Here is a 24,791-nt window from a genome sequence, read left to right on the forward strand (position 1 = left end):
GTAAACCTAAATGACATGCAATAAAAAGCCGGCTATTGCCGGCTCTACTTTACGCTGATTTAACTTCGTCTCGAAGTTCTCGTCGTAAAATCTTACCTACATTGGATTTTGGTAACTCATCTCTGAATTCTACCAGCTTTGGTACCTTATATCCTGTTAAATGATGACGACAATGCTTAATAATATCGCCTTCAGTTAAACTATTATCTTTAGCCACGACAAATATTTTAACGAGTTCACCGCTGGCATCATTCGGTACGCCGACAGCTGCAACCTCAATTACTTGCGGATGTAGTGCAACCACATCTTCAACTTCATTTGGGAAAACGTTAAACCCTGAAACTAAGATCATGTCTTTTTTACGGTCAACGATAAAGAAGAAGCCCTTCTCATCCATATAACCAATATCACCCGTGGCTAACCAACCGTTATTATCAATCACTTTGGCTGTTTCTTCTGGACGTTGCCAGTAGCCTTTCATCACTTGCGGTCCTTTAGCAAAAAGCTCGCCTGTTTCGCCTTGAGCTAAAACCTTACCTTCATCATCTCGAATTTGGATGTCAGTTGAAGGTGCAGGGAAACCGATTGAGCCATTGTAACCATCTAGGTTATAGGGACAACATGTCACGAGTGGCGATGCCTCAGTTAAGCCATAACCTTCTAATAGCCGCGTTTCAGTAATCTTTTGCCATTTATCAGCAACCGCTTTTTGCACAGCCATCCCGCCGCCGATAGATAATTTTAAACGACTAAAATCGAGGCTTTTAAAATCTTCATCATTAACCAAGGCATTAAATAGCGTATTAACCCCAGTTAACGCAGTAAAAGGATACTTTTTTAGCTCGCCGACAAAAGCAGGCAAATCACGCGGATTGGTAATTAATAAGTTTTTGCTGCCTTTGTGGAGGAATAATAAACAATTCACTGTAAGGGCAAAAATATGATAAAGCGGTAATGCAGTAACAACGAACTCTGTACCGTCTTTAAGCGCAGGAGAATAAGCACCGTTTGCTTGTAAAACGTTACTCACTACATTGCCATGGGTAAGCATCGCCCCTTTTGAAACACCGGTAGTACCACCGGTATATTGTAAAAAGGATAAATCTTCAGAGGTAATTTCAGGCTTAATATATTGCTGACGACGGCCTTTAGTTAGCGACTGCCTGAAAGAAAGCGCATGAGGTAAGCTGTACTTCGGCACCATCTTCTTGATGTATTTAACAACGAAATTAACCAAAGTACGTTTTGGCGCACTTAGTTGGTCACCAAGACCAGTGATGATCACTGACTCAACTGGCGTTTCAGCAACAACTTCTTCTAAAGTACGGGCGAAATTTGAAACCACAACAATGGCTTTAGCGCCTGAATCCACTAATTGGTGCTTTAGTTCTCTTGGGGTATAAAGTGGGTTTACGTTTACCACCACCATACCTGCTCTTAAGACACCAAATAGTGCAATAGGGTATTGCAGTAAGTTCGGCATCATCAAGGCAACACGGTCACCTTTTTCAAGCTTTAATTCATTTTGTAAATAGGCTGCAAATGCACGACTTCTTTCTTCTAACTTACGGTATGTAAGCGTCGCCCCCATATTAATAAATGCAGGTTGATCAGCGTATTTTGATACTGCAGATTCAAACATATCGACTAACGAAGCAAATTGCTGAGTATCAATTTCTGCCGGTACGTGTTCTGGTAAGTTATTTATCCAAGGCTGGTCCACAATTTTCTCCTATTTATCCTGACACTTTTTATGAACCAATTAGTTCAATAAGTACGGTGTCAAAGATCACTGCATCAACACTAGCGTAAATTCTTATTATTGTTACTAGTTACAGTAAAAACGTTATTGATAATTATTATTCTCAGCCACACAAAAAATCATACGACCGTTTAAATTCAGACCATAATCACATAAATGAAAAAAAATCATAGTGATTTTGCACCTCAAGATGCTTAATTTAGAATAAATGTTCTAATCTTGTTAGCAACTTGCTCCGCACTGCCCATATGCAAATGATGATCTCCTTCAATTTGCACATCCGTTAAATGGTTAAACCACAACTTTGCTTGGGGCAAAGCTAATTTTAACTGTTTAAAGCCCTGTTCGGCTAATATTAATAAACAGGGTGTGTCACTGACGCTCATTAAAACATCAACCTGTTCAAAGGTTAATCTATAAGGCGAATCTAGTTTTAAACGCGGATCACTTTTCCAACAATATTGCTGATTTTTAATTTCAAGATTACGCCTAATAATTAACTCGCACCATTGTTTGTCCATCCCCGTCAACTGATGACGTGCGTTTACCGCACGTTCAATGGAGAGTCCACGGTTAGGTTCACGTGGTATAGCTTGATTTCCTTTTTCACTATTCTGCTTAGTCTGATTAAAGCGATGATGTTGCTTAAAACTTCTATTTAAACGCTCTTTAGAATGTTTAGCAGACTCAAATATTGGCGATAGTGCTTCAATTAATATTAATTGGCTGACTTTATCAGGAAAAGCCGCATTGTAAGCTGCTGCAACGATTCCTCCCAAGGAGTGACCAATAATGCTTACCGGCTGTGTTTGAGTTAACTTGATCATTAACTCATCGAGATCATAGAGGTAATCAATCCAATGCAGTGGATAATGGCCTGGTCGATGTTGTGATAAGCCATGGCCTGGCCAATCAATCGCAATGAGTTGGAAGTCTTCAAATAGCGATTGTTGTTCAAATGCTTCAACTAAAGGCACGAAGCTGTCAGCATTATCTAACCAGCCATGAAGCGCTAATAAGATGGGTTTATCTTTATGTCCGTATCGCTTTGCCGCTAAACGAATATGAGCCAATTGAAAATCGACATCCTCATATTGCGGCGATTTTACAATTGGCTCATTCATTGATGACTTCTTATCTTGCAGAATACTCTGAAGTATTCATTAAAGTTTACTTGTAAAGCTATTAAAAACGCTTACTTCGCTTTTTTGACAAACTTAAGTGTCATACGATCGCTTTCACCTATATCAAGATACTTTTGCTTATCTTCATCTTCAAGTGCTAAGCGTGGAGGTAATGTCCACACGCCTTTAGCGTAATCTTTGGTGTCTTTAGGATTAGCATTAACTTCTGAAGACGCTACGAATGTAAAACCTACTTTTTCTGCTAACGCGATCATTTCTGCTTGGTCCATATAGCCACTGTCAAAAGACATACCAGGATTCGCGCGATGCTCTACAACACCAAAAACACCGCCATCTTTTAATACTTTATAAGATGAAGTAAAGGCATTTTCTAACTGTTTTTGTCCAGCCCAGTTATGAAGGTTACGGAACGTCAGTACATAATCTGCACTGTTATCAATACCTAAATCAACTGATGCTGGAGGCTGAAAAGTCACAGTAGATGCATTACCAACGGCTTCTTTATTATCGCTTAACCAAGCTTCAAACTTTTTACCCGCTTTAGCGTAATACTGGGTACGTTTGGTATCTTCTTTTGGGTTTGTTTCGAAAATCCCGCCGATATACTGTCCTTTCTCTGCGAGGTATGGCGCTAATATTTCAGTATACCAACCACCACCAGGCCATAACTCAATAACAGTATCGTCAGCTTGAATACCTAAAAATGCGAGAGTCTCAGCTGGATTACGGTAGTTATCACGGGCAGTATTTTTTTCGCTTCGAAAATCACTCGCAACCGCTGCGGCTAGTTGAGGATTAATTTTGACAGCTTGAGCTTTTTCGCTGCTTGCATGGTCATGTGCAATTACACTATGACTAACGGTAGCTAAACCTAACGTGCTTAAACCAAGCGCGGTGGTTAACAGTAACGTACGTTTCATTGTCTTCTCCCTGAAGAAATTGTCTTTTATAAACAGCAACTGATACGGCAAAGATTGCTAGGTTGATCACTCTAAACTGTTTGTGGCTTGTTGTCGTCAACTCTTCGCCAGCACATCCATAACATAAAGCAACTAAACGCTACCCACATGATGACCCATATCCAAGACGGCAGCCATGTTAACTGCGAAAGTTTAGCCGCATCGCCCTGAGTTGATAAGCCAAATAACACAGTTGGGCTCGTCATAGCATTAAGGATAATCATAAGACCGAGCATACGCAGTAAAGTATTCAACCAAGTTGAATGGTCAAATTTAAGAGGCAGTAGTAAAAATAAAGCAAGGCTAATAAGAATAGCAATGGTTAATAAATCTCGTGCCCAAAATATAATTGAAGCGACAACGGTCAGACCTAATAAGCCTAGGGTTAATCGAATCCCCGCACGCCAGGTGGCTAGTAAGAAAATAAGATAACCCCACAAAGCTGCGCCAAAATAACCACTAAAGGTAATTAACGGTGCAAAACCACCTTGGGTAAAGCACAAACCTGCGCCATTTGGAAACAATTGAATTTGGTTAACCATTCCGCCAGAAACAATTGCAGCGAGCCCGTGAGAGATCTCATGGAAGTAACTTTCAAACCATTTAAACGGAATACTAATAAAAGGGAGTTTGGTGATAAGGAATGCGACAAGAACTTCTAGGAAAAATATTCCTTTAGAAGGAATAGCAGATAAGCTTTTCGGCTTAGGATCATGCATATAAATCAATGCCCACCATTTGTTGAATTTGATCTCGCTGTGCAGCATGCTGATTAAGCAAGTATTCTTTTATCGCTCCTGGACTACCTTGAGAGTGATGCTGCTGTGCATTCGTCGATGTTTGATTATCATAATGTACTTTGGCATCAACCGCTGACTTAATCGCTGATTCATCAAAGTACAATACTTGCTGATCGAATATAGAAGTTGAGCCAGGATGACTTGCCTGCTGGCCTTCAGACTGACTATTAACAGTTTCATTAACTTTCGCTTGTTTTTTGATGGCCGAAATGTCATTCAAACCATCAACTTTAACTGCAGAACTGTTTTGTTTAATAGGCTGTGTAGCAGCACTATTATTGAGCGAGAAAGGATTATAGGAAGACAAAGGCTGAATGGCCGAATACATTGTAGATTGCATTAACATCGTCCTCCTATTATTTTCTGAAACTATTTTGAATAAACAATATTGAATAAACTAAAACGTTAACGGATTTATTCTCTACCCGGAAGCTTTTTCCAAGTCACCGTATCACGTAAATACACAGGTGCTAAATCATCAACTGGTGTTGATAAACCTTGTGCGAAACCAACCTGAGCAAGTTTTATCATTGCTTCGGCATCGGGTAACTTAATATCAGACATCTTAGTTGAGTCAATTTTAGTTAATAAATCTGGGTAAGCATCAAAACCAGTACCGCATAATACGATCTCTTGTTTGGTGTCCAAACTGATGAGTACTTTATCAGGGTTAGTAACATGCTCGTCGCCCACTAAGGTCGCAATGCCATCCACATCAACAAACTGAGCCCAGTAGACTTCATTCATTCGCGCATCAATCGCAACAAAAACTTGTTTAGCTTGGGCTGAATCAATCGCCATTTGCGCCATTGCTGCCAAAGTTGAAATTCCAATAACAGGAATATCATGACCCAATGCTAGCCCTTGCGTCATGCTAGTACATATACGGATCCCAGTAAAACTACCTGGTCCACGGCCATATGCAATCAAGTTTACATTCGCAATTTTAATCTCTGCTTCTTTTAGTACTTCATCAACCATAGGTAATAAACGTTGGCTATGTTCTCTTGGAGCATTAGCTGAACGGGTATGTAAACATTGCTGATGTAATAACGCAGCAGAACAAGATTCTGTACATGTATCTAATGCAAGTATCGTTAAATCTGAATAAATTTGAGTCATGTAAGACGTGTTAACCCTAGAGTAAATCTTTAAATAATGGCCAATATAATAACTTATGGGATACTTTTTAAAAAGCTTAACGCGGCATCTAAATCACGAGTACGGCTCATTGGCGGCAATGAGTTAATAAATGCCTCACCATAGGGTCGATTAACAATTCGGTTATCGCACAATATTAATACACCGCGATCCTTTTCATCTCTAATAAGCCGGCCGACACCTTGCTTTAAACTAATGACAGCTTGTGGCAAGGAAATAGTATTAAATGGATCTTTATTACTTCGCTCTGCGTTAGCTGCTCTAGCTCGATATAAAGTGTCATCTGGTGACACAAATGGGAGTTTATCGATTATCACGCAGCTCAATAGCCGCCCTCTTACATCAATCCCCTCCCAAAAACTGCTCGTGCCTAATAATACCCCGTTACCTAGCTGACGGAATTTATTTAACAAGCTTTGTTTACTCGCTTGTCCTTGTACTAACAAAGGGTAATTAACCTTTCGTTGCAGCGCTATAGCCACCTGTTGCAACATATGGTGACTAGTGAACAGTATAAAGGTACGACCTTGAGCGGCGTTTATCGCTTGAGTACACACATCGACTAATTGATTTACATTAGCGGCCGATTGCCCAGACTTTGCCAAATGTCTAGGTACACAAAATAAGGCTTGATTGGGATAATCAAAAGGACTGTCGAGGATAATTTGTTTAGCTTTGCCAAGCCCTAGTTCATCTGCAAAATGTTTTAGCTGACGATTAACTTGCAACGTAGCCGAAGTAAAAATCCATTGGGTTTGTTTATCAAATAATTGCTGACATTGTTTGGCAATATTAATGGGCGCAATTCGCAACATGGTAAAGCGTCCACTTGGCTCAACACTATAAGCGGCGTTTTGATCGTTACATTCAAAATAGCTTTGTAAGTTACCAATTACAGCTGATAACTGTGTCACCACATCATCTAACGACTCACTTCGACCAACATGTTCTGTGGTCACCGTTAACATCAAGGTAAGCTCTTTTAATAAATCCCATGAATGTGTCGCAAGTGCTTTGTTAGATATTACCTGACGCCAATCTATTACTTCTGCTTCCAGTAACTCATTTTGCCAATGGGATAGTTTTACTAAAATGCGTTGGCTAAGTTGTTCTAATTGAATACTGTCACGCAGTTCAGTGCGGTAGATATCGATAACTTGATTAAGTAAACGGTCAATATCTCGAGTCGAGATTTGCTGTCCAAAATAGTTAATACACACATCGGGGACTAAATGGGCTTCATCAAAAACGACAACATCAGCTTCTGGTAACAGCTCTGCAAAGCCAGTGTCTTTAAGTAATCTGTCAGCAAAGAATAAATGATGATTTACTACGACGACTTTAGCATCTTGCGCCTTTATTTTTGCTTTACGGCTAAAACATGCATCGTAATAACTGCATCTTTTACCTGTACAGCTCTCTTTAGTACTGGTGACAGTCGCGATAGTGGCAGAGTTTTCAGCAACAGAGGTTAAATTACCAGTATCACCATCTTTGGTCATACTCGCCCATTGATTTATCTTGATCAATTCATCAACCACTTGAGGTGACATTTGACTGATTTGCTGTAGATTTTTTCAAGCCTAAGCTGACATAAATAGTTACTACGGCCTTTTAATAATGCGACTTTAGGCGCGACTGAAAACATCTTTAGTAGCAAAGGTAAATCTTTAAAAAATAATTGCTCTTGTAGGTTTTTACTACCAGTACTAATGATGACTTGTTTACCGCTTAACAATGCGGGGATCAAATAAGCATAAGTTTTACCTACCCCAGTACCCGCTTCTAAAATCAAATTATGTTTATCTGCAATGGCGCTACTAACTGCCATTGCCATATCAAATTGACTTTGTCTCGGGCGATATTGATGAACGCTTTTAGCCAAAGCGCCCGCAGAAGAAAAAGCCAATTCAACTTCTTTTTGTAATCTACTGCTCACAATTAACTCTTAAAAATTGACTCATTTGCATCACTATTTGAAGGAATTCCGATCTACTTAATCATAATGTTCATATTATCTAATTAATTAGTGCGCTTAACAATGAAAGAAAATGTCCGATACTTTATTTCGCTAATGAGATTAACTCGTATTAATAGTTAATTTAACCACTACTTTTAATGAACTTGTATACACAAGCAGTGTGAAAATAAGTCTATAAATCATACTGATATAAGTTATGTTTTTTATTTTGAAAAAAATCACAATTAGTCTTTATTCTGTATTGCAAACAAATTTAAAAGGGGTTAGATTGTTTGTAATGAAATTACACAAGCTAATTTAAAAGAGAATTTATTATGTTCATCCGAATCAACACAAACCATCATCATCACCATTTGCGGTAGCCTTCGGATGCTCACTGCCGGAGGACTATTTCCTTCAGGCGGTTGTAAAAAGATACACAAACCCCTGAAAGAGATTTCAGGGGTTTTTTAGTTTCTAGGCTTTAAATTATTGTTTTTATATTAAATTTATTAGGGGTTACATCATGAGCGAAAATAACAGACTGCGTATAGCGATTCAAAAATCAGGTCGACTTTCAAAAGAGTCACAAAAACTACTCAAAAGTTGCGGCGTTAAATTCAATGTTAATGAGCAAAGATTAATTGTTCACGCTGATAATATGCCAATCGATTTACTTCGTGTCCGTGACGATGATATTCCAGGTTTAGTGATGGATGGTGTCGTCGACTTAGGAATTATTGGCGAGAATGTTCTAGAAGAAGAACAAATAGAACGTCAAACCTTAGGCAAGCCAGCTGACTGCGTAAAACTGCGTGAATTAGACTTTGGCGCATGTCGCCTATCACTAGCTGTTCCTAACGAGTTTAGTTATGAAAACGCAAGTTCACTTGAAGGTTTACGCATTGCAACTTCTTATCCAAACCTGCTTCGTCGTTACATGCAAGAAAAAGGCATTAACTACAGTGACTGTATGTTAAAAGGCTCGGTTGAAGTAGCTCCTCGTGCAGGTCTATCCGATGGTATTTGTGATTTAGTGTCTACCGGCGCAACCCTTGAAGCAAACGGCTTATACGAAACTGACATTATCTATCAATCTATGGCTTGTATTATTCAATCAGCTGAAGAGCAAGAGCCGGGCAAGCAAGCATTAATTGATAAGATTTTATCCCGCATGAATGGTGTTGTCCGAGCACGTGAAAGCAAGTACATCCTTTTACACGCCCCTAGAGAAACCTTAGACCAAATCGTTGCTTTACTTCCTGGCGCAGAAAATCCAACAGTATTACCACTTAATGATGATACCAATCGCGTTGCTATCCACGCCGTAAGTACCGAAGATTTATTCTGGGACACCATGGAAGAATTAACCACATTAGGCGCAAGTTCTATTCTCGTTATGCCAATTGAGAAAATGGCAGGTTAATTTAACTCGCACTGTAACGTTTCAAATAGTCAGAGCCAAAATAGTAGTAGCGGAGCCACGAATGCAAACTAAACAATCAATGCAAACCCTGAATTGGGCACAGTTAAGCCCTGAATCTCAGCAGCAAGCATTATCACGCTCGCCCTTGATTGGTGATAACAGTGTTGAGCAGTCCGTTCGTGACATCATTAATACCGTTGTAGCAGATGGCGATAGCGCACTTAAGCAATATAGCCAACGTTTCGACGGCGTTAATATTTCATCAATCGCGTTAGCAGCTGATGAAATTGAGCAAGCTTGTGAAAGAGTGTCATCTGAAGTTAAGCAAGCTGTCGCAAATGCAGTTAGCAATATTGATACTTTTCACCAAGCACAGAAATTCAATCCTATAGACGTAGAAACTCAGCCTGGTATTCGCTGCGAATTACGCTCTGAAGCGATTGAAAAAGTGGGTTTGTATATTCCTGGTGGCAGCGCTCCGCTGATTTCAACGGTAATGATGTTAGCTTTGCCTGCAAAAATTGCAGGTTGTGAGCAGCGCGTATTAGTCAGTCCTCCGCCAATCAATGACGCTATTGTTTATGCGGCCAAGGTTTGTGGCATCACCGAGATTTACCAAGTTGGCGGCGCGCAAGCTATTGCAGCGCTCGCCTTTGGCACCGAATCAGTTCCTGCTGTCGATAAAATCTTTGGCCCTGGCAATCGTTTTGTTACTGAAGCGAAACGATTAGTGTCACAAGATGGTCGTTGTAGCGTTGCGATTGACATGCCCGCAGGTCCTTCTGAAGTACTCGTGATTGCTGATGAGCAAGCAAACCCAGCTTTTATTGCAGCTGATTTATTGTCTCAAGCAGAGCACGGCCCAGACTCACAAGTCATGTTAGTAACAGAATCAATAGCTATTGCAGATGCTGTAAATTGTGAGCTTGAAAAACAGCTGGCGCAATTGTCGCGACAAGATATAGCAGCGCAAGCTTTAAGTTGTAGTCGCTCGATTATTGTTAAAAACATAGCAGAAGCAGCGGTTGTTTCTAACTTATACGGGCCAGAGCATTTAATTATTCAAACTGAAAATCCAAGAGCGATACTTGCCAATATTCGCGCTGCAGGCAGTGTATTTTTAGGCGCTTACACCCCTGAATCTGTGGGTGATTACGCCAGCGGAACCAACCATGTATTACCAACATATGGTTATAGCCGCAGCGTATCAAGTCTCTCATTAGCAGATTTTTGTCGCAGGTTCACTGTGCAAGAGCTAACACCGCAAGGTCTACAGAACTTAGGTGAAACAGTAATGGTATTAGCTGAAAACGAATTATTAGATGCACATAAAAATGCCGTAGCTATCCGTTTGAGTACTCTATAGCGCAAGGTTTTTGTCAGGCAAGCGGTAACGCTAACTAACATACTTGATACTTGATACTTGATACTTGATAAGTAAAAACACATAGCAGAAAGCAGATAACAGAAGAATTGATAATGGCCAATGTAAACACAAAAATTAGTGACTCAATAGCACCTAACAGCAATCTAAGCCTAGCTGAACAATTAGCAAGGCCTGAGTTATTGGCGTTAACGCCCTATGAAAGTGCTAGACGTATTGGCGGTCGCGGCGATGTGTGGATCAATGCTAATGAATCACCGTTCAATAATAGTGAGTTAGACAAACTAAACCGTTACCCAGAGTGCCAACCTGATAGTTTAATTAATGCATATAGTGATTATTCTGGTGTGAATGCTCAATCCATCGTATCGACTCGCGGCGCAGATGAAGGGATTGAGTTATTGATTCGCGCTTTTTGTACTCCAGGTAAAGACAGCATTGCTTGTTTTGGCCCAACTTACGGCATGTACGCTATCAGCGCGCAAACATTTAATGTTGGCGTAATCAACCTATCGCTTACCGATGAGTATCAATTGCCAACCGGGTTTGCCGAGCAAACTGCTGATGCCAAAATCGTGTTTTTATGTAATCCAAATAATCCCACCGGCACCATCATCGATAAACAATCCATTGAACAAGCCATTATCGCGATGCCAAATAAGATTGTCGTGGTAGATGAAGCTTATATTGAGTTTTCTGCAGCCTATACAGTTGCGGATATAGTGGAAACTTATCCCAATTTAGTAGTACTTAGAACCTTATCAAAAGCCTTTGCATTAGCTGGCGCACGTTGTGGTTTTTTAATGGCCAATACCGACATCATTGATTTAATCATGCGAGTTATAGCCCCATACCCTGTCCCGCTACCTGTATCTCAAGTGGCAGAAAAGGCACTATCTTCACAAGGTATTGCACTAATGCAGAAACAAGTAAAACAACTTTCAGAACAAGGCAAACGCCTAAGCCAAGCATTAACTGAATACGGCGCCAAAGTATTACCCGCTAATGGTAACTTCGTTTTAGCAGAATTTGATGATACCGCCGATGTTAGCCAAACACTTCAACAAGCTGGCATTGTGGCAAGAGCTTATAAAGATGCCCGTTTACAAAACCGCATTCGATTTAGTTTTAGTGAGGCGTCTGATACTGACCGACTCATCGCCATTTTTAGTCAACATAATTAATTAAGTTATCAGCTTTAAAGCTGAACGAGTAAGTCAGCGCTCGATAACGAAACAGAATAATGAAAAATTAAAGGAAGTCCCATGAAGCAGAAAATTTTATTTATCGATAGAGACGGCACTTTAGTGGAAGAACCTGCCATCGATAAACAATTAGATCGTCTAGATAAACTAGTATTTGAGCCACAAGTCATTCCTTCTTTATTGAAGTTACAAAGTGCAGGCTATCGACTGGTGATGGTATCTAATCAAGATGGGTTGGGCACGGACTCGTTTCCGCAAGCAGACTTCGATGCACCCCATAATATGATGATGCAAATTTTCGAAAGCCAAGGGGTTAAATTTGATGACGTGGTGATTTGTCCGCATTTTGAACATGAAAATTGTAGCTGTCGTAAACCAAAGCTTGGCCTAGTCAAAGATTATTTAACTCAAGGTAAAGTTGATTTCACCACCTCTGCGGTTATTGGCGATCGTCACACCGATGTAGAACTTGCCAATGCAATGGGTATTGCCAGTTTCCAATATGCGCGTGAAAGCCTTGATTGGTTAGCGATTACCGATGCCTTGCTTAATAAAGGTCGCATCAGTGAAGTGGTTCGCACCACCAAAGAAACAGACATCAAAGTGAATATCAATTTAGACGACACCAGCAAAGGTAAAATTGATACTGGCATTGGCTTTTTCGACCACATGCTAGATCAAATTCAAACTCACGGTAACTTCAAAATGGATGTATCTGTTGATGGCGATTTAGAAATTGACGATCACCACAGCGTTGAAGACACTGCACTCGCCATTGGTGATGCCCTGCGTCAAGCCCTAGGAGATAAACGTGGTATCGCTCGTTTTGGCTTTAGTCTGCCTATGGATGAAGCTAATGGTGAATGTTTAATGGATATCTCAGGTCGACCTTTAATTAAGTTTAATGCTCAATTTGATCGTGAAATGGTGGGTGAAATGGCCACTGAAATGGTGCCGCACTTTTTCCGCTCATTTGCAGACGGACTTCGCTGCACATTACACATCAGCACTGATGGCGATAACGATCACCACAAAGTTGAAGCCCTATTTAAAGTGCTAGGCCGAACGCTTCGCCAAGCAGTGAAAGTCGAAGGCGATATTTTGCCATCAAGTAAAGGCGTTCTTTAAAGGTTGTAGCAATGACAAATACCACAACAAAAATGAGTCAAAATACCACTGTGATACTGGATACGGGCTGCGCCAACTTAAGCTCTGTAAGATTCGCATTCGAGCGTTTACAAGCAGATGTCATCGTATCGGCGGATCACGACGTCATTAAGTCAGCAGCCAGAGTCGTATTACCCGGTGTAGGAACTGCGGGTGCTGCGATGGATGCATTAGTTAGCCGGGACTTAATTAACATCATCAAAAGCCTGACTCAACCAGTCATGGGCGTGTGTTTAGGTATGCAGATGATGACAGAAAAATCTAACGAACATGGTGGCCGCAGCGACAATGACATCGAATGTTTAGGGCTAATCCCAACGCAAATAAACGATTTAGACAGTCAAGGTTTGCCTTTACCGCACATGGGTTGGAATCAAATTACGGTATCTGACCACCCTCTTTTTGCTGGTATTGAAGACGGTAGCTATGTGTATTTCGTCCATAGCTTTAAAGCACCAATCAGCGAATACACGATTGCCACATCGCAATACGGCGAACAATTTAGCGCCGCAATTGGTAAAGACAACTTTTTCGGGGTGCAATTTCACCCTGAAAAAAGTGCTGCTATTGGCTCAAAAATATTACAAAATTTCCTAAATATGGGGAACCAAGCATGATTATTCCAGCAATTGATTTAATCGATGGTCAAGTTGTCCGACTTTATCAGGGCGATTATCAACAAAAAACCACTTTTGATTTAAGTCCACTGTCTCAGCTTCAATCCTATGAGGCACAAGGTGCCAATTTACTTCATATTGTCGATTTAACCGGTGCAAAAGATCCTGAAAAACGTCAAATCAAACTGATTTCAGAGTTAGTTGCAGGTTTAAAAACAGATATTCAAGTGGGCGGCGGTATTCGTAGCGAGCAACAAGTAAAAGAGTTACTCGACATCGGCGTTAAACGGGTTGTTATTGGTTCATTAGCGGTAAAAGAGCCTGAGTTAGTCAAAAGCTGGTTTGTAAAATATGGCAGTGACGCTATTTGCTTAGCGTTAGACGTGAACATCAATGATAATGGCGAAAAAATTGTTGCGGTATCGGGCTGGCAAACAGGCGGCGGCAAGTCACTTGAATCTCTCGTAAGTGAATTTAGTAGCGTAGGTCTTAAGCACGCTCTAGTGACCGACATCAGCCGTGACGGCACCTTACAAGGCGCTAACACTAATTTGTATCAAGAGCTTGCTGCAACTTATCCAGATATTAAATGGCAAGCCTCTGGTGGTATTGCCACTCTTGATGATGTCGCTGCGGTTAGAGACAGCAAAGCTGACGGCATCATCATAGGTAAAGCGCTTTTAATCGAGAACTTCACTGTTGAGGAGGCGATTACATGTTGGCCAAACGCTTAGTTCCTTGCCTTGATGTTCGTGATGGACAAGTCGTTAAAGGGGTTCAATTTAGAAACCATGAAATCATCGGTGAAATTGAGCCATTAGCAGCAAGATACGCACTAGAAGGCGCTGATGAGCTGGTTTTTTATGATATTACCGCTAGCGCCCATGACAGAGTCATTGATAAGTCTTGGGTTAGCCGTGTTGCAGCGCAAATCGATATTCCCTTTTGCGTTGCTGGCGGCATTAAAACCATCGAACAAGCTAGACAAATGTTGGCTTTCGGCGCAGATAAAATATCAATTAACTCTCCAGCCTTAACCGATCCAAGTTTAATCTCGCGTTTACAAGATGAATTTGGTCGCCAATGTATCGTCATTGGGATTGACTCATTTTACGATGCAGAGTCTGACAGTTACAAAGTAAAGCAATTTACCGGTGATGAAGCTGCCACCAAAGATACCCAGTGGTTTACACAGGATTGGGTAGAAGAGGTACAAAAACGTGGCTGCGGTGAAATCGTACTTAATGTCATGAACCAAGATGGCGTACGAGGCGGTTATGATATAAAACAACTCAGTATTGTCAGAGCTATATGTGATGTACCGTTAATCGCTTCTGGCGGCGCAGGTACAATGGCACATTTTAAAGATGTTTTTGAACAAGCTAAAGTAGATGCAGCATTAGCCGCGAGTGTGTTCCATAAAGGCATTATCGATATCAATGAGCTAAAGCAATATTTAGCCAATGAAAACATTGCAATACGTCTTTAATAGATAATTTGTTTGTTCGATAACTGATAAGAACAATATAAGAAGAGTAAAAATGATGACCCAATCTTCAACAGTAAATTTTGATATCTCAACACTTGCTTGGGACAAGCAAGATAATATGATCCCTGCGGTTGTTCAAAATCATCTTACAGGTAAAGTATTAATGCTAGGTTATATGGATAAAGCCGCATTAGAACATACCTTAGAAACTGGCAAAGTGACCTTTTTCAGTCGTTCAAAACAGCGCTTATGGACTAAGGGGGAAACCTCTGGCAACACATTAGATTTAGTGGCAATTGATAAAGATTGTGACAATGACAGTTTACTGGTGCAAGTTATTCCTAATGGTCCAACATGCCATACAGGCACTGAAAGTTGCTGGCCTGATGGCAACGCCCACCCTTTTATCGATAACTTAACCAACTTAATTATTTCTCGTAAAGGACAAAGTGCTGATTCAAGCTATACCGCGTCTTTATTTGAGCGTGGCACTAAAAGAATTGCGCAAAAAGTCGGTGAAGAAGGTTTAGAAACTGCACTAGCTGCAGCGACTAACGATAAAGAAGAGTTAATCAATGAAGCCTCTGACCTAATGTATCACCTAATTGTATTGTTAGAAGATCAACAACTATCAATGGCCGAAGTGAACAACAACTTAATGCAGCGCCACTTAGAGAGTAAATAGCTAGGTAATTTATCAGCTTAAGCATTAATGAAAAATAACGCTTATAGCTAACGTAAAAAACGAGTGTTAATAATTAATGCTTCAAACTAAAAAAGGCACCTTGAAGGTGCCTTTTTTAATATATCGCTATTCGTTTGATGAATATAAAACTTAACTCAAACTTATCAGCTCAGATTTAAGCCTGTTCTTCCCACAATTTCTCATCATTTTGCAGTTTATATAAGCTCTCAGCGCGAGAAACTAATAAATTAGCAAATTTTAGTTGGGTTTCATCACGCGTAGCGCCAGATTTTTGTAAATTTTCAGCTTTAAGTTGCCACATCATTGAGAAATGACGGATAGCTTCACGAGCCGTTCCAGCCACTTTTACATCCACATAATCTGAAGGTAAATCACCAGACATCACCCAGAAAGTTTGCTTAGTAGGTTGCTTAGATTCCATTTTCCAAATAGCGAGATAAGGCACTAAATAACGGCTTTCATCAGCGATTACTTTTGATGGAATGACACCTTTTTCAGCAAGGAAGCGATTGGCTTTTTGAAATTGCGCTTGGACCCACTGCTGTCTTAATACTTCAGGATCTTGTTGTTCTGTTTTCGGCTCAGCCACTGACTCGGTCATTGTTTCTTCCTATTTTATTGTTATATTTGCCATCATAAAAATAACATCAACACCTCAAAAAAGGTGACAAATGTAACGAAACGCATAAAAAGTTTACGTTTACGTAAAGTGGCAAGCTAAATTGCCACGTAGATCACAAAATTATATGAATCTATCTTTGTTGAGAGTATCGCTAAATGCTATCGTTCTGCAATAAATAATAACAAGCAGTCGTTATCCCATACACTCTAACGACTTTTTTATCGCACAGCGGAGAACACAAGTGGCTTTATTTAATCATGTATCGTTTGATAACCACGAACAAGTCGTCTTTTGTCACGATCAAGAAAGTGGCTTAAAAGCAATTATTGCAATTCATAACACCAACCTAGGCCCTGCCGTAGGTGGTTGTCGTATGTGGAACTACGATTCAGATGATGAAGCGGTAAACGATGTACTACGTCTTTCTCGTGGCATGACATACAAAAATGCTCTTGCAGGTTTAACGATGGGCGGTGGCAAATCAGTCATTATTGCCGATCCAAAAATGACTGATAGAGAAGCATTATTTCGTGCATTTGGCCGTTGTATTCATACTCTTGGCGGCAAATACTTCTCAGCTGAAGACGTGGGCGTATCGACTGCAGATATCATGATTGCTCATGAAGAAACCCCATATATGGCTGGTCTTGAAGGTAAGAGTGGCGATCCATCTCCTTTCACTGCATTAGGTACGTATTTAGGTATCAAAGCGGCAGTTAAGCATCAACGTGGTGTTGACAGCCTTAAAGGTCTTAAGATTTCAGTTCAAGGCGTTGGCCATGTAGGTTACTACTTATGTAAGCATTTACATGAAGAAGGCGCCGAACTTATCGTTACTGATATTCATCAGGCATCACTCGATAAAGTTGCCACTGAATTTGGTGCAACTATCGTGGCACCACAAGATATCTACAGCCAAGACGTTGATGTATACGCGCCATGTGCATTAGGTGCAACAATCAACGACACGACTATTCCACAGTTAAAAGCAACCATCGTTGCTGGTTGTGCAAACAATCAACTTGCAGAAGTGCGTCACGGTGAAACCCTTAAAGAAAAAGGCATTTTATACGCACCTGATTACGTGATAAATGCTGGTGGTATCATCAATGTGTCATTTGAAAGTGATTATGATGCAGCTAAATCAACAGCTAAAGTTGAAGAGATTTATAACACACTGACTAAAATCTTTGATGAAGCGGAAAAAGATAACCGCACTACTGGTGATGTTGCAGATGATATGGCTCGCGCCATCATTAATGCTGCTAAGTAAGTCTAAGCAATGCACTGCAACTGATTAAGTCGCGGCGTAATAAATTTAGAGGAGTAACTGGATTCAGTTGCTCCTTTTTTATATCTGCTACTTCAATACTTTCAGTTCCACAAAACAGTTAAATCATTAATTGCGTCAACACATTTAAATTTTATATTTCTTTAAATATGTCTGCAAAGCTCACCTTGCTTGAACTAACAATTTATTAACCCTGTCACCAATTTGACATGATTACGTCATTTATTATTCAAAAACATCCCCTAAGCTAGCTTTGAAATCCATTGTTAGGCGAAGCGTAAATGTCTCAAAGTCATGTTGATAACAAAGCAAGCTTTAATCCATTTTCACAAGTGACCTCCTCTGATGGAAGCGCCCTTCCTCCTGTTAATATCAAGCAGCGCTTTAACGCTCTTTGGCTATCTGATGTCCATCTAGGCAGCGTAGATTGTAAAGCTGAGTTTTTGTTAAAGCTATTGTCACAAACACAGGCAAACCAAATTTACTTGGTTGGCGACATTATTGATATCTGGGCATTAAAAAAGCGTGTTTATTGGCCTGAAAGCCATAATTTGGTACTGCAAAAGTTATTGCAACTCGCAAAAGATGGGACTCAAATTAAGTACATGCCAGGTAACCATGATGAAGCCTTTAAGTCATATACCGACTTTCATTTGTGGGGAATCACCATGGCTAATCAATATGTCCACCAATGCATTAGTGGTGAACGAATCTTAATGCTGCACGGCGATCAATTTGATTCAGAGGTTTGTATCAGTCGCACTTACGCCAAGCTCGGCGATCATTTATACGATGTTTTACTATTCCTAAACCGTAAGCTGCATCAAATAAGACATGCATGTGGTTTTTCATATTGGTCATTAGCCAGTTACGTAAAGTTACGGGTAAATAAAGCCCAACATGCCATAGAGATGTACCGTGATGCCGTGCTGCGGTATGCCAAAACACAAGATGTTCAAGCTGTTGTCTGTGGACATATCCATCAACCAGAACTTTCCCTTCACGATGACATTATTTATGCCAACGATGGCGACTGGGTTGAGAACTGTACCTTGATAGCCGAAACACTCACCGGTGAATTACAGCTATTGCGATGGAGTGACGAAGCATCAACCACAAAAGTACTCAAGCAATTTCAGCTAAATGTGCAACAAGCACCAGAATATAAACAAAAAGTGGCATAGCAACGGTCGTGTATAGCAACGCTACACACATCAACTTGATAAGAACAAAAAGGTCATCACAATGATTTTTACCGTAGAGAACGTGGTTCAAAAAAACTTACCTAATTTGAATAAAACCCCCTGGTTAGCTACTCCAACAAAAGCCATGCTGCGTTATTTATTAAACGAAAAACAATGTAATGACATTGCTGCTGAGTTTTCATATCTAAAGGGTGTCGATTTTGTTGAACACGTTTTAGATTGCTTCGACTTTAACTACTCTGTGCCAAGCAATGAAATTGAAAACATTCCCATTGAAGGGCGAGTAGTAATTTACGCCAATCACCCTATTGGCTCACTCGACGCTCTCGCATTAATCAAGTTGATTAGCCAAGTTAGACCTGACATAAAAGTCGTGGCAAATGAGCTATTAATGGCATTAGAGCCAATGCATTCAATACTGCTTCCTGTTAATAACATGTCTGGCGGAACGCCTAGGCAGCACCTTGAAAATATCCATCGGCATCTTAAAAATGAAGGCGCAGTGCTTATCTTCCCATCTGGAGAAGTGTCTAGATTAAGGCCGACAGGCGTGACAGATTTGAAGTGGCATTCGGGCTTTTTAAAAATGGCCAATACCTGTAACGCACCATTATTGCCTATGTATGTAGATGCAAAAAATTCAGCCGCTTTTTATGGCGCCTCAATGATATACAAACCATTAGCAAGCTTGCTGTTAGTCAAAGAGATGTTCAAACAAGCTAAGCGCACCATGCCTGTGAGAATTGGTAAGTTAATCCCCAAAGAAGCCATTACCAGTAATGACTTTTCCCGCAAAACCAAAGTGCAGCTACTTAAAAATCACCTATATCGCATCGGTAAAGATCGTAGCCCAATATTTGCCACTCAAAACGCTATTGCGCATCCTGAGTCACGTAGTGAACTGCAAAGCGCATTACAGCAATGTGAATTACTGGGCGAAACTAACGACAACAAACAAATATTTTTATATCAACATCACGACTGCAGCCCGATTATGCGAGAAATTGGTCGCTTGCGGGAAATTGCCTTTCGCGCAGTAGGCGAAGGGAGCGGGAATCGCCGCGATAATGATCAATACGATCCATACTACCAACACTTAGTCCTATGGGATAAAGATGCTTTAGAAATAGTAGGCTCGTACCGATTTGCCAGTGCAAAACAAGTTCATGAGCAACAAGGTAAAACAGAACTATATAGTCAATCCTTGTTTAATTACTCGGAAGAGTTCGCGCCCTATTTCGAAAATGGATTGGAACTTGGTAGAAGTTTTGTGCAACCTAAATACTGGGGTAAGCGAAGCCTTGACTACCTTTGGTTAGGCATTGGCGCGTATTTGGCTAAAAATCCACAGTTCCGATACTTATTTGGTCCCGTGTCTATTAGCGATCAATTACCAGAACAAGCCAAAGAAATGATGGTCCACTTTTACCAACAACATTTTTCAATACCAGTAAAATTAGCAACATCTAACTGTCCATATCAGTTCACTGATAAACGATTACACGAATTAAACCGTTTATATGTAGATAATGACTATTCAAGTTGTTTTAAGGTGTTAAAACACACCCTAGCCAATATGGGCGCTGCTGTTCCCCCCTGTACAAGCAATATGGCGAACTCTGCCAAGAAGATGGAGTGAAGTTTGTTGATTTTGGTATCGATACCGATTTTGGTAATTGTATTGATGGGCTTGTATTAGTGGACGTACATGCGCTGAAACCGAAAAAAAGACAGCGCTATATTGATTTTCATTTAGACGTGCAAAAACATGATTAAGACATCATGTACTTAACAGCAGAAAGTCATGTATTAAAATTAAGCCTATTATCTTTACTGCGTGACTCTTGATTATTTTTATGCCGCACTTATAAGCTTTAAGAACAATGGGTTTATTTGTTCACTTTACAATTGTCTGATATAACTAGATTAATTGAAAAGGAGAAGCAATATGGTCACAATTGAGCAAATAATGAGCCCAAGAGTTGTCACCATCGAAATGGATGACCGCATCAGCACTGCCAAAGAAATCTTTGATAATGTGCCTTTTCATCATTTAGTCGTGCTTGACGAAAATAATACCATTGCAGGTATTTTGGCTCGAACAGATTTAATCAACGCCATCAGCCCAAATATTGGCACTGCAGCTGAGCTAACACGTGATATTGAAACACTCAATAAACGGGTACATCAAGTCATGGCACATGGTCCTATTACAGTAAATCCTTCGCTTGATATTCAAACTGCGTCACAGTTAATGCTGACCAAAGGTATTACCTGCTTTCCAGTACTGCAAGATGATGAATTAGTTGGGATCGTCAGTTGGCGGGATCTATTAGGTCATTACTGTGCTTTAAAGGAATAAGTTAACGACACAGACAAAAGATAAGGTTAACCTACTGTTTTAATAACTTTTTAATTGCGCTTTCATATGCCAACCATCAATTTGTAGCTAGTTCAAAACCCTTTGTTGTCAATAAAAAATAATAAAAATAAATTCCTTAATCTCAACAGTCACATACCCTTTCATTCAAATAAACTTCATTTTTCTTGGTGGAAAACGTCACATTTGTCTGCTTATCTTAGGGTAGGTTCACAGGCCAAGGAGATATTCATGACGAGTTTCAAATATCATTTAAATCAGGAAAAAATAGAATTGCTGGCTAGTGACTGGATTGGTTTAGAGCGTGTACTTGTAAATGACAAGATCGTATCGACAAAAGTTAATTTTGGACAACGTAGTACCCACAAAATTAAGCTAAACAATGGTAAGCCCTGTCGCTTACAATTACTGATTGATCCTCAAACAGAGAGACTTACCTGCAAGCTTTATAAGCAGAATGAGTTTATAGCGAGTTTAAAACAAGGAAAGCAGAGCTTGTTCAGTAGCAAAATGGTTTTTGAAGCCTCTTTGATGCTGGCATGTATGAGCAGCTTAGGGCTGTATTGGTTAAGCTAAACGTCCAGATTCTTAGTTAATGATTAAATAATGTCAGTCTAGATCTGGTGCGAAATTCAATCACATAAAAAGCCGCTATTGCGGCTTTTTTTATATCAGTTTCCAACTTAAATTAGTGCGTTACTCACATTGGCTAACTTGCTCATTTTCAACACAAACATAACCAATAGCCTGATAATTTCCACTACCTGCGGTTACTGTAATTATTTTAAGCTTCTGTTTATCAATAGTATCTTCAACAACTTCGACAGATAAAATAGTGCCATCTCTTGGTATAAAAATCCCTTGAGTAAAATCACCCACATTGAGGTCTTTATATAATTTGATGCTTATCGATCCAATTGAGCGAGGTTCAATACGCCCTTCTGCAACCACAACACTTTGACCATTGTTAAAGGTGAAGGATTTCACATATGTGCCACCATTTGATGTAGTTAACTCATACAACTCATGGGATTGAGCAGGGGCAATGCTTACAAACGTGAGCATGAACATTGATATTAACGCTATTGTTTTAGTAAATAACTTCATCACTTTCACCTATATACGACAGACCCAAATTTATCGAAATAACGACATCAGCTTATAACTATAATCATTGACCAAACTACACTAATTAGCGAATTTAAAACAAAAAAGGCTACCTTAGGTAGCCTTTAGCTTTTAGCAAATAGCTAGAAGTCATTACCAAATTTAGAAAACTCGCGCCACTAAACCTTTAAGGTAGAAGCCTTCAGGGAAAGCACTGCCAATAGGGTGATCGCTTGCTTGGCTCAATCTATCAATAAACTGTACATCACGTTTAGCATCTAACGCTGCATCAGCAACCACTTTTTGGAATAAATCAGCGGCCATCAAACCAGAGCAAGAGAAAGTCAGCAAAGTTCCACCAGGATTAAGTAATTGCATCGCAATCATATTAATGTCTTTATAACCACGACAAGCACCATTAAGCTGTGCTTTATTATCTGCAAACTTCGGCGGGTCTAATACAATGACATCAAAGGTTTTACCTTCATCACGATATTGGCGTAATAGCTTAAAAACATCCGCTTCATGGTAGTTAACATGATCATCATTAAAGCCGTTAATTTCCATATTTAAACGGGCGGTATCTAACGCGAGTTTAGACACATCGACATTTTCAATACTAGCAGCTCCACCTTTTGCAGCATATAAACCAAAAGTCCCCGTATAACAGAAGCAATTTAATACCGCTTTATCTTTAACGAAACGCGCAGCAATAGCACGATTATCACGTTGATCTAAATAAAAGCCAGTTTTATGCCCTTTAGTGACGTCTACCGAAATTTTAATACCATTCTCTTCAATAACGACTGGCATTTCAGGCAATTCACCATGCAATAAACCTGTAACAGGTTTTAGACCTTCTTTTTTGCGAGAGTCCACATCAGAGCGTTCGTAAATAGCGCAATCAGGATAAAGCTCAGCTAATACTTCAACTAAGGTATCTCTCCAATAATCAGCACCTGTACTTAATAATTGACAGACCAAAACATTAGCGTACTTATCAATGGTAATTCCCGGTAACCCATCAGATTCAGCGGCAATCAAACGGTAGCCAGTTAAGCCCTGCTCTAAGATAAGCGCTTCTCGCCCAGCTTGAGCTCGCTGAACTCTACGCATAAAGAAGTCTTTATCTATTTGTTCTTCTTTATCAAAAGTCCAAACTCTAACTTGGATTTGAGACTCTGGTGACCATGCACCACGGCCTAACCAATGCCCATCATGCGCAACAACATCTACAGTTTCACCCGCTTGTGGTTTACCTTTAATGTTATGTATACCACTAGCAAAAACCCATGGGTGTTTACGTTCTAGTGATTTTTCACGCTTGGGTCTTAGCTTGATTCTGATAGCCATGATGTTGCCTTTTTCATTTTGGGATCGCGATGATAAGGATCCTAACATGGGAACGCAAGTTACAATCAGCAATTAGACGGATTTTGTGGACTAAACCTCCTGATTAACAGCAGATTCAATAATTTTTAAATTATTGAATAAAAACGCCATTTAAATAATTTAAATGGCGTTTCCCCTAGGACAGATCCTATGCTTTAGCTAAATTAATGACGAAATTATTATTTATAACTTTACAGCTATATACTTTATTAATATAAAGAAAAGTTAAAGAAGGACATTAATGTATATTCACATTGAAAAATTAACACATTATTCAATGTATTCAATTTAGTCGTAAAATAAAGCATACTCTAATAATTTAAGAGTAAAATAGTGAATTATTAATATTAACTTATAAAAAAATTCAACCGCTTTAATACTATTTACTATTGCTTTAATAAAAGTAAAGTAAATAATTGAGACTGGCTCAATAAAGTGACGTCTTTAGATTGACCATCAATTGATAAAGTCATGACTGGGTTTTGTAGAAAATCTTTTGCAGCCTCAGCCGAATAAAGCTCTGGTAATTCAAGATGGTAATTCTCATTACCAGCCACATCCAGCTTTAAGTATAGTGGTTCAGATTTAACCCAATGACCTGAGTCATCTGCATTGTCTTGAAACAAGTCACTGTAGCTGACTTCAATGAGCTGCTCACCAGCAACAAGATCCACTTCACGTTGAAATTCAATCACGATGCCATTGACACTATCGATATCAAGATCATCATGTAAGGTTATGCTTGAAGATTGCGCAGCAAAACTTGTTAAAAGTAAACTTAACGCTGCTGATAAAGTTAATTTAGTATTCATGTCAAACTCCAGTCTCGATAAATTAATCCATATAAAATTCATTTCACACCACACAAACTATAAGACCTCGAGATATGATAAAAACTTTCATCAGCAATAAAAATATTATTAAAACGACTTTAAATGTATGAAAAGTTACCTTTATATTTTCAAGCTGCTTGATAATTAATTACTCTATTTTTTAATATTTATAATCTTTAT

General features: G+C 39.6%; 22 protein-coding genes and 2 pseudogenes. 13 read left to right on the forward strand and 11 right to left on the reverse strand.

Features of this window, described 5'->3' with window-relative positions:
• Positions 1-49: 49 nt before the first annotated feature.
• From fadD to AC0L4E_RS09635, 7 genes and pseudogenes are all read right to left on the reverse strand, one after another.
• Positions 50-1,723 carry a long-chain-fatty-acid--CoA ligase FadD gene (fadD, locus tag AC0L4E_RS09605; protein WP_473679015.1) on the reverse strand — a complete coding sequence of 558 codons (1,674 nt, stop codon included), beginning with the start codon at positions 1,721-1,723 and terminating at the stop codon, positions 50-52.
• Positions 1,724-1,956: 233 nt separating this feature from the next.
• Positions 1,957-2,886 carry an alpha/beta fold hydrolase gene (locus tag AC0L4E_RS09610; protein WP_473679016.1) on the reverse strand — a complete coding sequence of 310 codons (930 nt, stop codon included), beginning with the start codon at positions 2,884-2,886 and terminating at the stop codon, positions 1,957-1,959.
• 71 nt (positions 2,887-2,957) lie between these two features.
• Positions 2,958-3,827, reverse strand: a complete 870-nt coding sequence (locus AC0L4E_RS09615; protein WP_473679017.1) for a class I SAM-dependent methyltransferase — start codon at positions 3,825-3,827, stop codon at positions 2,958-2,960.
• A 71-nt stretch (positions 3,828-3,898) separates the two neighbouring features.
• Positions 3,899-4,585, reverse strand: coding sequence for a M50 family metallopeptidase (locus AC0L4E_RS09620; protein WP_473679018.1), 687 nt, complete (start codon positions 4,583-4,585; stop codon positions 3,899-3,901).
• Positions 4,578-5,006: a hypothetical protein gene (locus AC0L4E_RS09625; protein WP_473679019.1), complete on the reverse strand. Its 429-nt coding sequence runs from the start codon at positions 5,004-5,006 to the stop codon at positions 4,578-4,580. Before AC0L4E_RS09625 ends, AC0L4E_RS09620 begins: the two co-directional genes overlap by 8 nt.
• A 74-nt stretch (positions 5,007-5,080) precedes the next feature.
• Positions 5,081-5,788 (reverse strand): tRNA (adenosine(37)-N6)-threonylcarbamoyltransferase complex dimerization subunit type 1 TsaB, encoded by a 708-nt coding sequence (gene tsaB / locus AC0L4E_RS09630; RefSeq protein WP_473679020.1) that lies wholly within the window; start codon positions 5,786-5,788, stop codon positions 5,081-5,083.
• A gap of 53 nt (positions 5,789-5,841) precedes the next feature.
• Positions 5,842-7,766: pseudogene (locus AC0L4E_RS09635) on the reverse strand (ATP-dependent DNA helicase).
• 547 nt (positions 7,767-8,313) lie between these two features.
• Here AC0L4E_RS09635 and hisG point away from each other — a divergent pair.
• The 8 genes from hisG (at position 8,314) to hisIE (ending at position 15,760) form a co-directional block, all read left to right on the forward strand.
• Complete coding sequence (gene hisG, locus AC0L4E_RS09640) at positions 8,314-9,213, forward strand: ATP phosphoribosyltransferase (protein WP_473679021.1); 900 nt, start codon at positions 8,314-8,316, stop codon at positions 9,211-9,213.
• 79 nt (positions 9,214-9,292) lie between these two features.
• Complete coding sequence (gene hisD / locus AC0L4E_RS09645) at positions 9,293-10,579, forward strand: histidinol dehydrogenase (protein WP_473681586.1); 1,287 nt, start codon at positions 9,293-9,295, stop codon at positions 10,577-10,579.
• A 113-nt stretch (positions 10,580-10,692) separates the two neighbouring features.
• Complete coding sequence (gene hisC, locus AC0L4E_RS09650) at positions 10,693-11,781, forward strand: histidinol-phosphate transaminase (protein WP_473679022.1); 1,089 nt, start codon at positions 10,693-10,695, stop codon at positions 11,779-11,781.
• A gap of 81 nt (positions 11,782-11,862) precedes the next feature.
• Positions 11,863-12,930 carry a bifunctional histidinol-phosphatase/imidazoleglycerol-phosphate dehydratase HisB gene (gene hisB, locus AC0L4E_RS09655; protein ID WP_473679023.1) on the forward strand — a complete coding sequence of 356 codons (1,068 nt, stop codon included), beginning with the start codon at positions 11,863-11,865 and terminating at the stop codon, positions 12,928-12,930.
• 32 nt (positions 12,931-12,962) lie between these two features.
• Positions 12,963-13,586, forward strand: coding sequence for an imidazole glycerol phosphate synthase subunit HisH (gene hisH / locus AC0L4E_RS09660; RefSeq protein WP_473681588.1), 624 nt, complete (start codon positions 12,963-12,965; stop codon positions 13,584-13,586).
• On the forward strand, positions 13,583-14,320 hold the full coding sequence (gene hisA, locus AC0L4E_RS09665; RefSeq protein WP_473679024.1) for a 1-(5-phosphoribosyl)-5-[(5-phosphoribosylamino)methylideneamino]imidazole-4-carboxamide isomerase: 738 nt from the start codon (positions 13,583-13,585) through the stop codon (positions 14,318-14,320). The genes hisH and hisA overlap by 4 nt, the downstream gene beginning before the upstream one ends.
• On the forward strand, positions 14,302-15,075 hold the full coding sequence (gene hisF, locus AC0L4E_RS09670) for an imidazole glycerol phosphate synthase subunit HisF (protein WP_473679025.1): 774 nt from the start codon (positions 14,302-14,304) through the stop codon (positions 15,073-15,075). Before hisA ends, hisF begins: the two co-directional genes overlap by 19 nt.
• Positions 15,076-15,127: 52 nt before the next feature.
• The gene (gene hisIE, locus AC0L4E_RS09675; RefSeq protein WP_473679026.1) at positions 15,128-15,760 is read left to right on the forward strand and encodes a bifunctional phosphoribosyl-AMP cyclohydrolase/phosphoribosyl-ATP diphosphatase HisIE; all 633 of its coding nucleotides are present in this window, start codon (positions 15,128-15,130) and stop codon (positions 15,758-15,760) included.
• Between the two features lie 175 nt (positions 15,761-15,935).
• Here hisIE and AC0L4E_RS09680 read toward each other — a convergent pair whose 3' ends face one another.
• Positions 15,936-16,382, reverse strand: coding sequence for a DUF4826 family protein (locus AC0L4E_RS09680; RefSeq protein ID WP_473679027.1), 447 nt, complete (start codon positions 16,380-16,382; stop codon positions 15,936-15,938).
• 262 nt (positions 16,383-16,644) lie between these two features.
• On the opposite strand from AC0L4E_RS09680, the gene AC0L4E_RS09685 reads away from it, so the two are divergent.
• The 5 genes and pseudogenes from AC0L4E_RS09685 to AC0L4E_RS09705 all read left to right on the forward strand — a co-directional run bounded on the left by AC0L4E_RS09685 (position 16,645) and on the right by AC0L4E_RS09705 (position 21,855).
• Entirely contained in the window at positions 16,645-17,676 is a 1,032-nt protein-coding gene (locus AC0L4E_RS09685; RefSeq protein WP_299569410.1) for a Glu/Leu/Phe/Val dehydrogenase dimerization domain-containing protein, read from the forward strand.
• A gap of 299 nt (positions 17,677-17,975) precedes the next feature.
• A complete protein-coding gene (locus tag AC0L4E_RS09690) occupies positions 17,976-18,878 on the forward strand; it encodes a UDP-2,3-diacylglucosamine diphosphatase (RefSeq protein ID WP_473679028.1) in 903 nt (300 codons plus the stop codon).
• A gap of 61 nt (positions 18,879-18,939) precedes the next feature.
• Positions 18,940-20,675: pseudogene (gene olsF, locus AC0L4E_RS09695) on the forward strand (bifunctional ornithine lipid synthase OlsF).
• Positions 20,676-20,847: 172 nt separating this feature from the next.
• Positions 20,848-21,261: a CBS domain-containing protein gene (locus AC0L4E_RS09700; protein ID WP_473679029.1), complete on the forward strand. Its 414-nt coding sequence runs from the start codon at positions 20,848-20,850 to the stop codon at positions 21,259-21,261.
• 249 nt (positions 21,262-21,510) lie between these two features.
• Positions 21,511-21,855 (forward strand): hypothetical protein, encoded by a 345-nt coding sequence (locus AC0L4E_RS09705; protein ID WP_473679030.1) that lies wholly within the window; start codon positions 21,511-21,513, stop codon positions 21,853-21,855.
• Between the two features lie 120 nt (positions 21,856-21,975).
• On the opposite strand, the gene AC0L4E_RS09710 is transcribed toward AC0L4E_RS09705, so the two are convergent.
• The 3 genes from AC0L4E_RS09710 to AC0L4E_RS09720 all read right to left on the reverse strand — a co-directional run bounded on the left by AC0L4E_RS09710 (position 21,976) and on the right by AC0L4E_RS09720 (position 24,590).
• Positions 21,976-22,386, reverse strand: a complete 411-nt coding sequence (locus AC0L4E_RS09710) for a PliI family lysozyme inhibitor of I-type lysozyme (RefSeq protein WP_473679031.1) — start codon at positions 22,384-22,386, stop codon at positions 21,976-21,978.
• A gap of 162 nt (positions 22,387-22,548) precedes the next feature.
• Complete coding sequence (locus tag AC0L4E_RS09715; RefSeq protein WP_473679032.1) at positions 22,549-23,739, reverse strand: class I SAM-dependent rRNA methyltransferase; 1,191 nt, start codon at positions 23,737-23,739, stop codon at positions 22,549-22,551.
• Positions 23,740-24,164: 425 nt separating this feature from the next.
• Positions 24,165-24,590 carry a DUF2057 family protein gene (locus AC0L4E_RS09720; RefSeq protein WP_473679033.1) on the reverse strand — a complete coding sequence of 142 codons (426 nt, stop codon included), beginning with the start codon at positions 24,588-24,590 and terminating at the stop codon, positions 24,165-24,167.
• Between the last annotated feature and the right edge of the window lie 201 nt (positions 24,591-24,791).

The sequence above is a fragment of the Shewanella sp. GJ50-10 genome (assembly GCF_055808815.1).

Bases quoted from the DNA above. Each gene is read 5' to 3' on its own strand.
- AC0L4E_RS09625 (WP_473679019.1), bottom strand. From the start codon at position 5,006: ATGCAATCTACAATGTATTCGGCCATTCAGCCTTTGTCTTCCTATAAT.
- hisH (WP_473681588.1), top strand. From the start codon at position 12,963: ATGAGTCAAAATACCACTGTGATACTGGATACGGGCTGCGCCAACTTA.
- AC0L4E_RS09700 (WP_473679029.1), top strand. From the start codon at position 20,848: ATGGTCACAATTGAGCAAATAATGAGCCCAAGAGTTGTCACCATCGAA.
- AC0L4E_RS09610 (WP_473679016.1), bottom strand. From the start codon at position 2,886: ATGAATGAGCCAATTGTAAAATCGCCGCAATATGAGGATGTCGATTTT.
- AC0L4E_RS09680 (WP_473679027.1), bottom strand. From the start codon at position 16,382: ATGACCGAGTCAGTGGCTGAGCCGAAAACAGAACAACAAGATCCTGAA.
- hisA (WP_473679024.1), top strand. From the start codon at position 13,583: ATGATTATTCCAGCAATTGATTTAATCGATGGTCAAGTTGTCCGACTT.
- hisF (WP_473679025.1), top strand. From the start codon at position 14,302: ATGTTGGCCAAACGCTTAGTTCCTTGCCTTGATGTTCGTGATGGACAA.
- AC0L4E_RS09710 (WP_473679031.1), bottom strand. From the start codon at position 22,386: ATGAAGTTATTTACTAAAACAATAGCGTTAATATCAATGTTCATGCTC.
- tsaB (WP_473679020.1), bottom strand. From the start codon at position 5,788: ATGACTCAAATTTATTCAGATTTAACGATACTTGCATTAGATACATGT.
- AC0L4E_RS09620 (WP_473679018.1), bottom strand. From the start codon at position 4,585: ATGCATGATCCTAAGCCGAAAAGCTTATCTGCTATTCCTTCTAAAGGA.
- AC0L4E_RS09690 (WP_473679028.1), top strand. From the start codon at position 17,976: ATGTCTCAAAGTCATGTTGATAACAAAGCAAGCTTTAATCCATTTTCA.
- hisD (WP_473681586.1), top strand. From the start codon at position 9,293: ATGCAAACCCTGAATTGGGCACAGTTAAGCCCTGAATCTCAGCAGCAA.
- hisB (WP_473679023.1), top strand. From the start codon at position 11,863: ATGAAGCAGAAAATTTTATTTATCGATAGAGACGGCACTTTAGTGGAA.
- AC0L4E_RS09705 (WP_473679030.1), top strand. From the start codon at position 21,511: ATGACGAGTTTCAAATATCATTTAAATCAGGAAAAAATAGAATTGCTG.
- hisC (WP_473679022.1), top strand. From the start codon at position 10,693: ATGGCCAATGTAAACACAAAAATTAGTGACTCAATAGCACCTAACAGC.
- hisG (WP_473679021.1), top strand. From the start codon at position 8,314: ATGAGCGAAAATAACAGACTGCGTATAGCGATTCAAAAATCAGGTCGA.
- hisIE (WP_473679026.1), top strand. From the start codon at position 15,128: ATGATGACCCAATCTTCAACAGTAAATTTTGATATCTCAACACTTGCT.
- AC0L4E_RS09720 (WP_473679033.1), bottom strand. From the start codon at position 24,590: ATGAATACTAAATTAACTTTATCAGCAGCGTTAAGTTTACTTTTAACA.
- AC0L4E_RS09615 (WP_473679017.1), bottom strand. From the start codon at position 3,827: ATGAAACGTACGTTACTGTTAACCACCGCGCTTGGTTTAAGCACGTTA.
- AC0L4E_RS09715 (WP_473679032.1), bottom strand. From the start codon at position 23,739: ATGGCTATCAGAATCAAGCTAAGACCCAAGCGTGAAAAATCACTAGAA.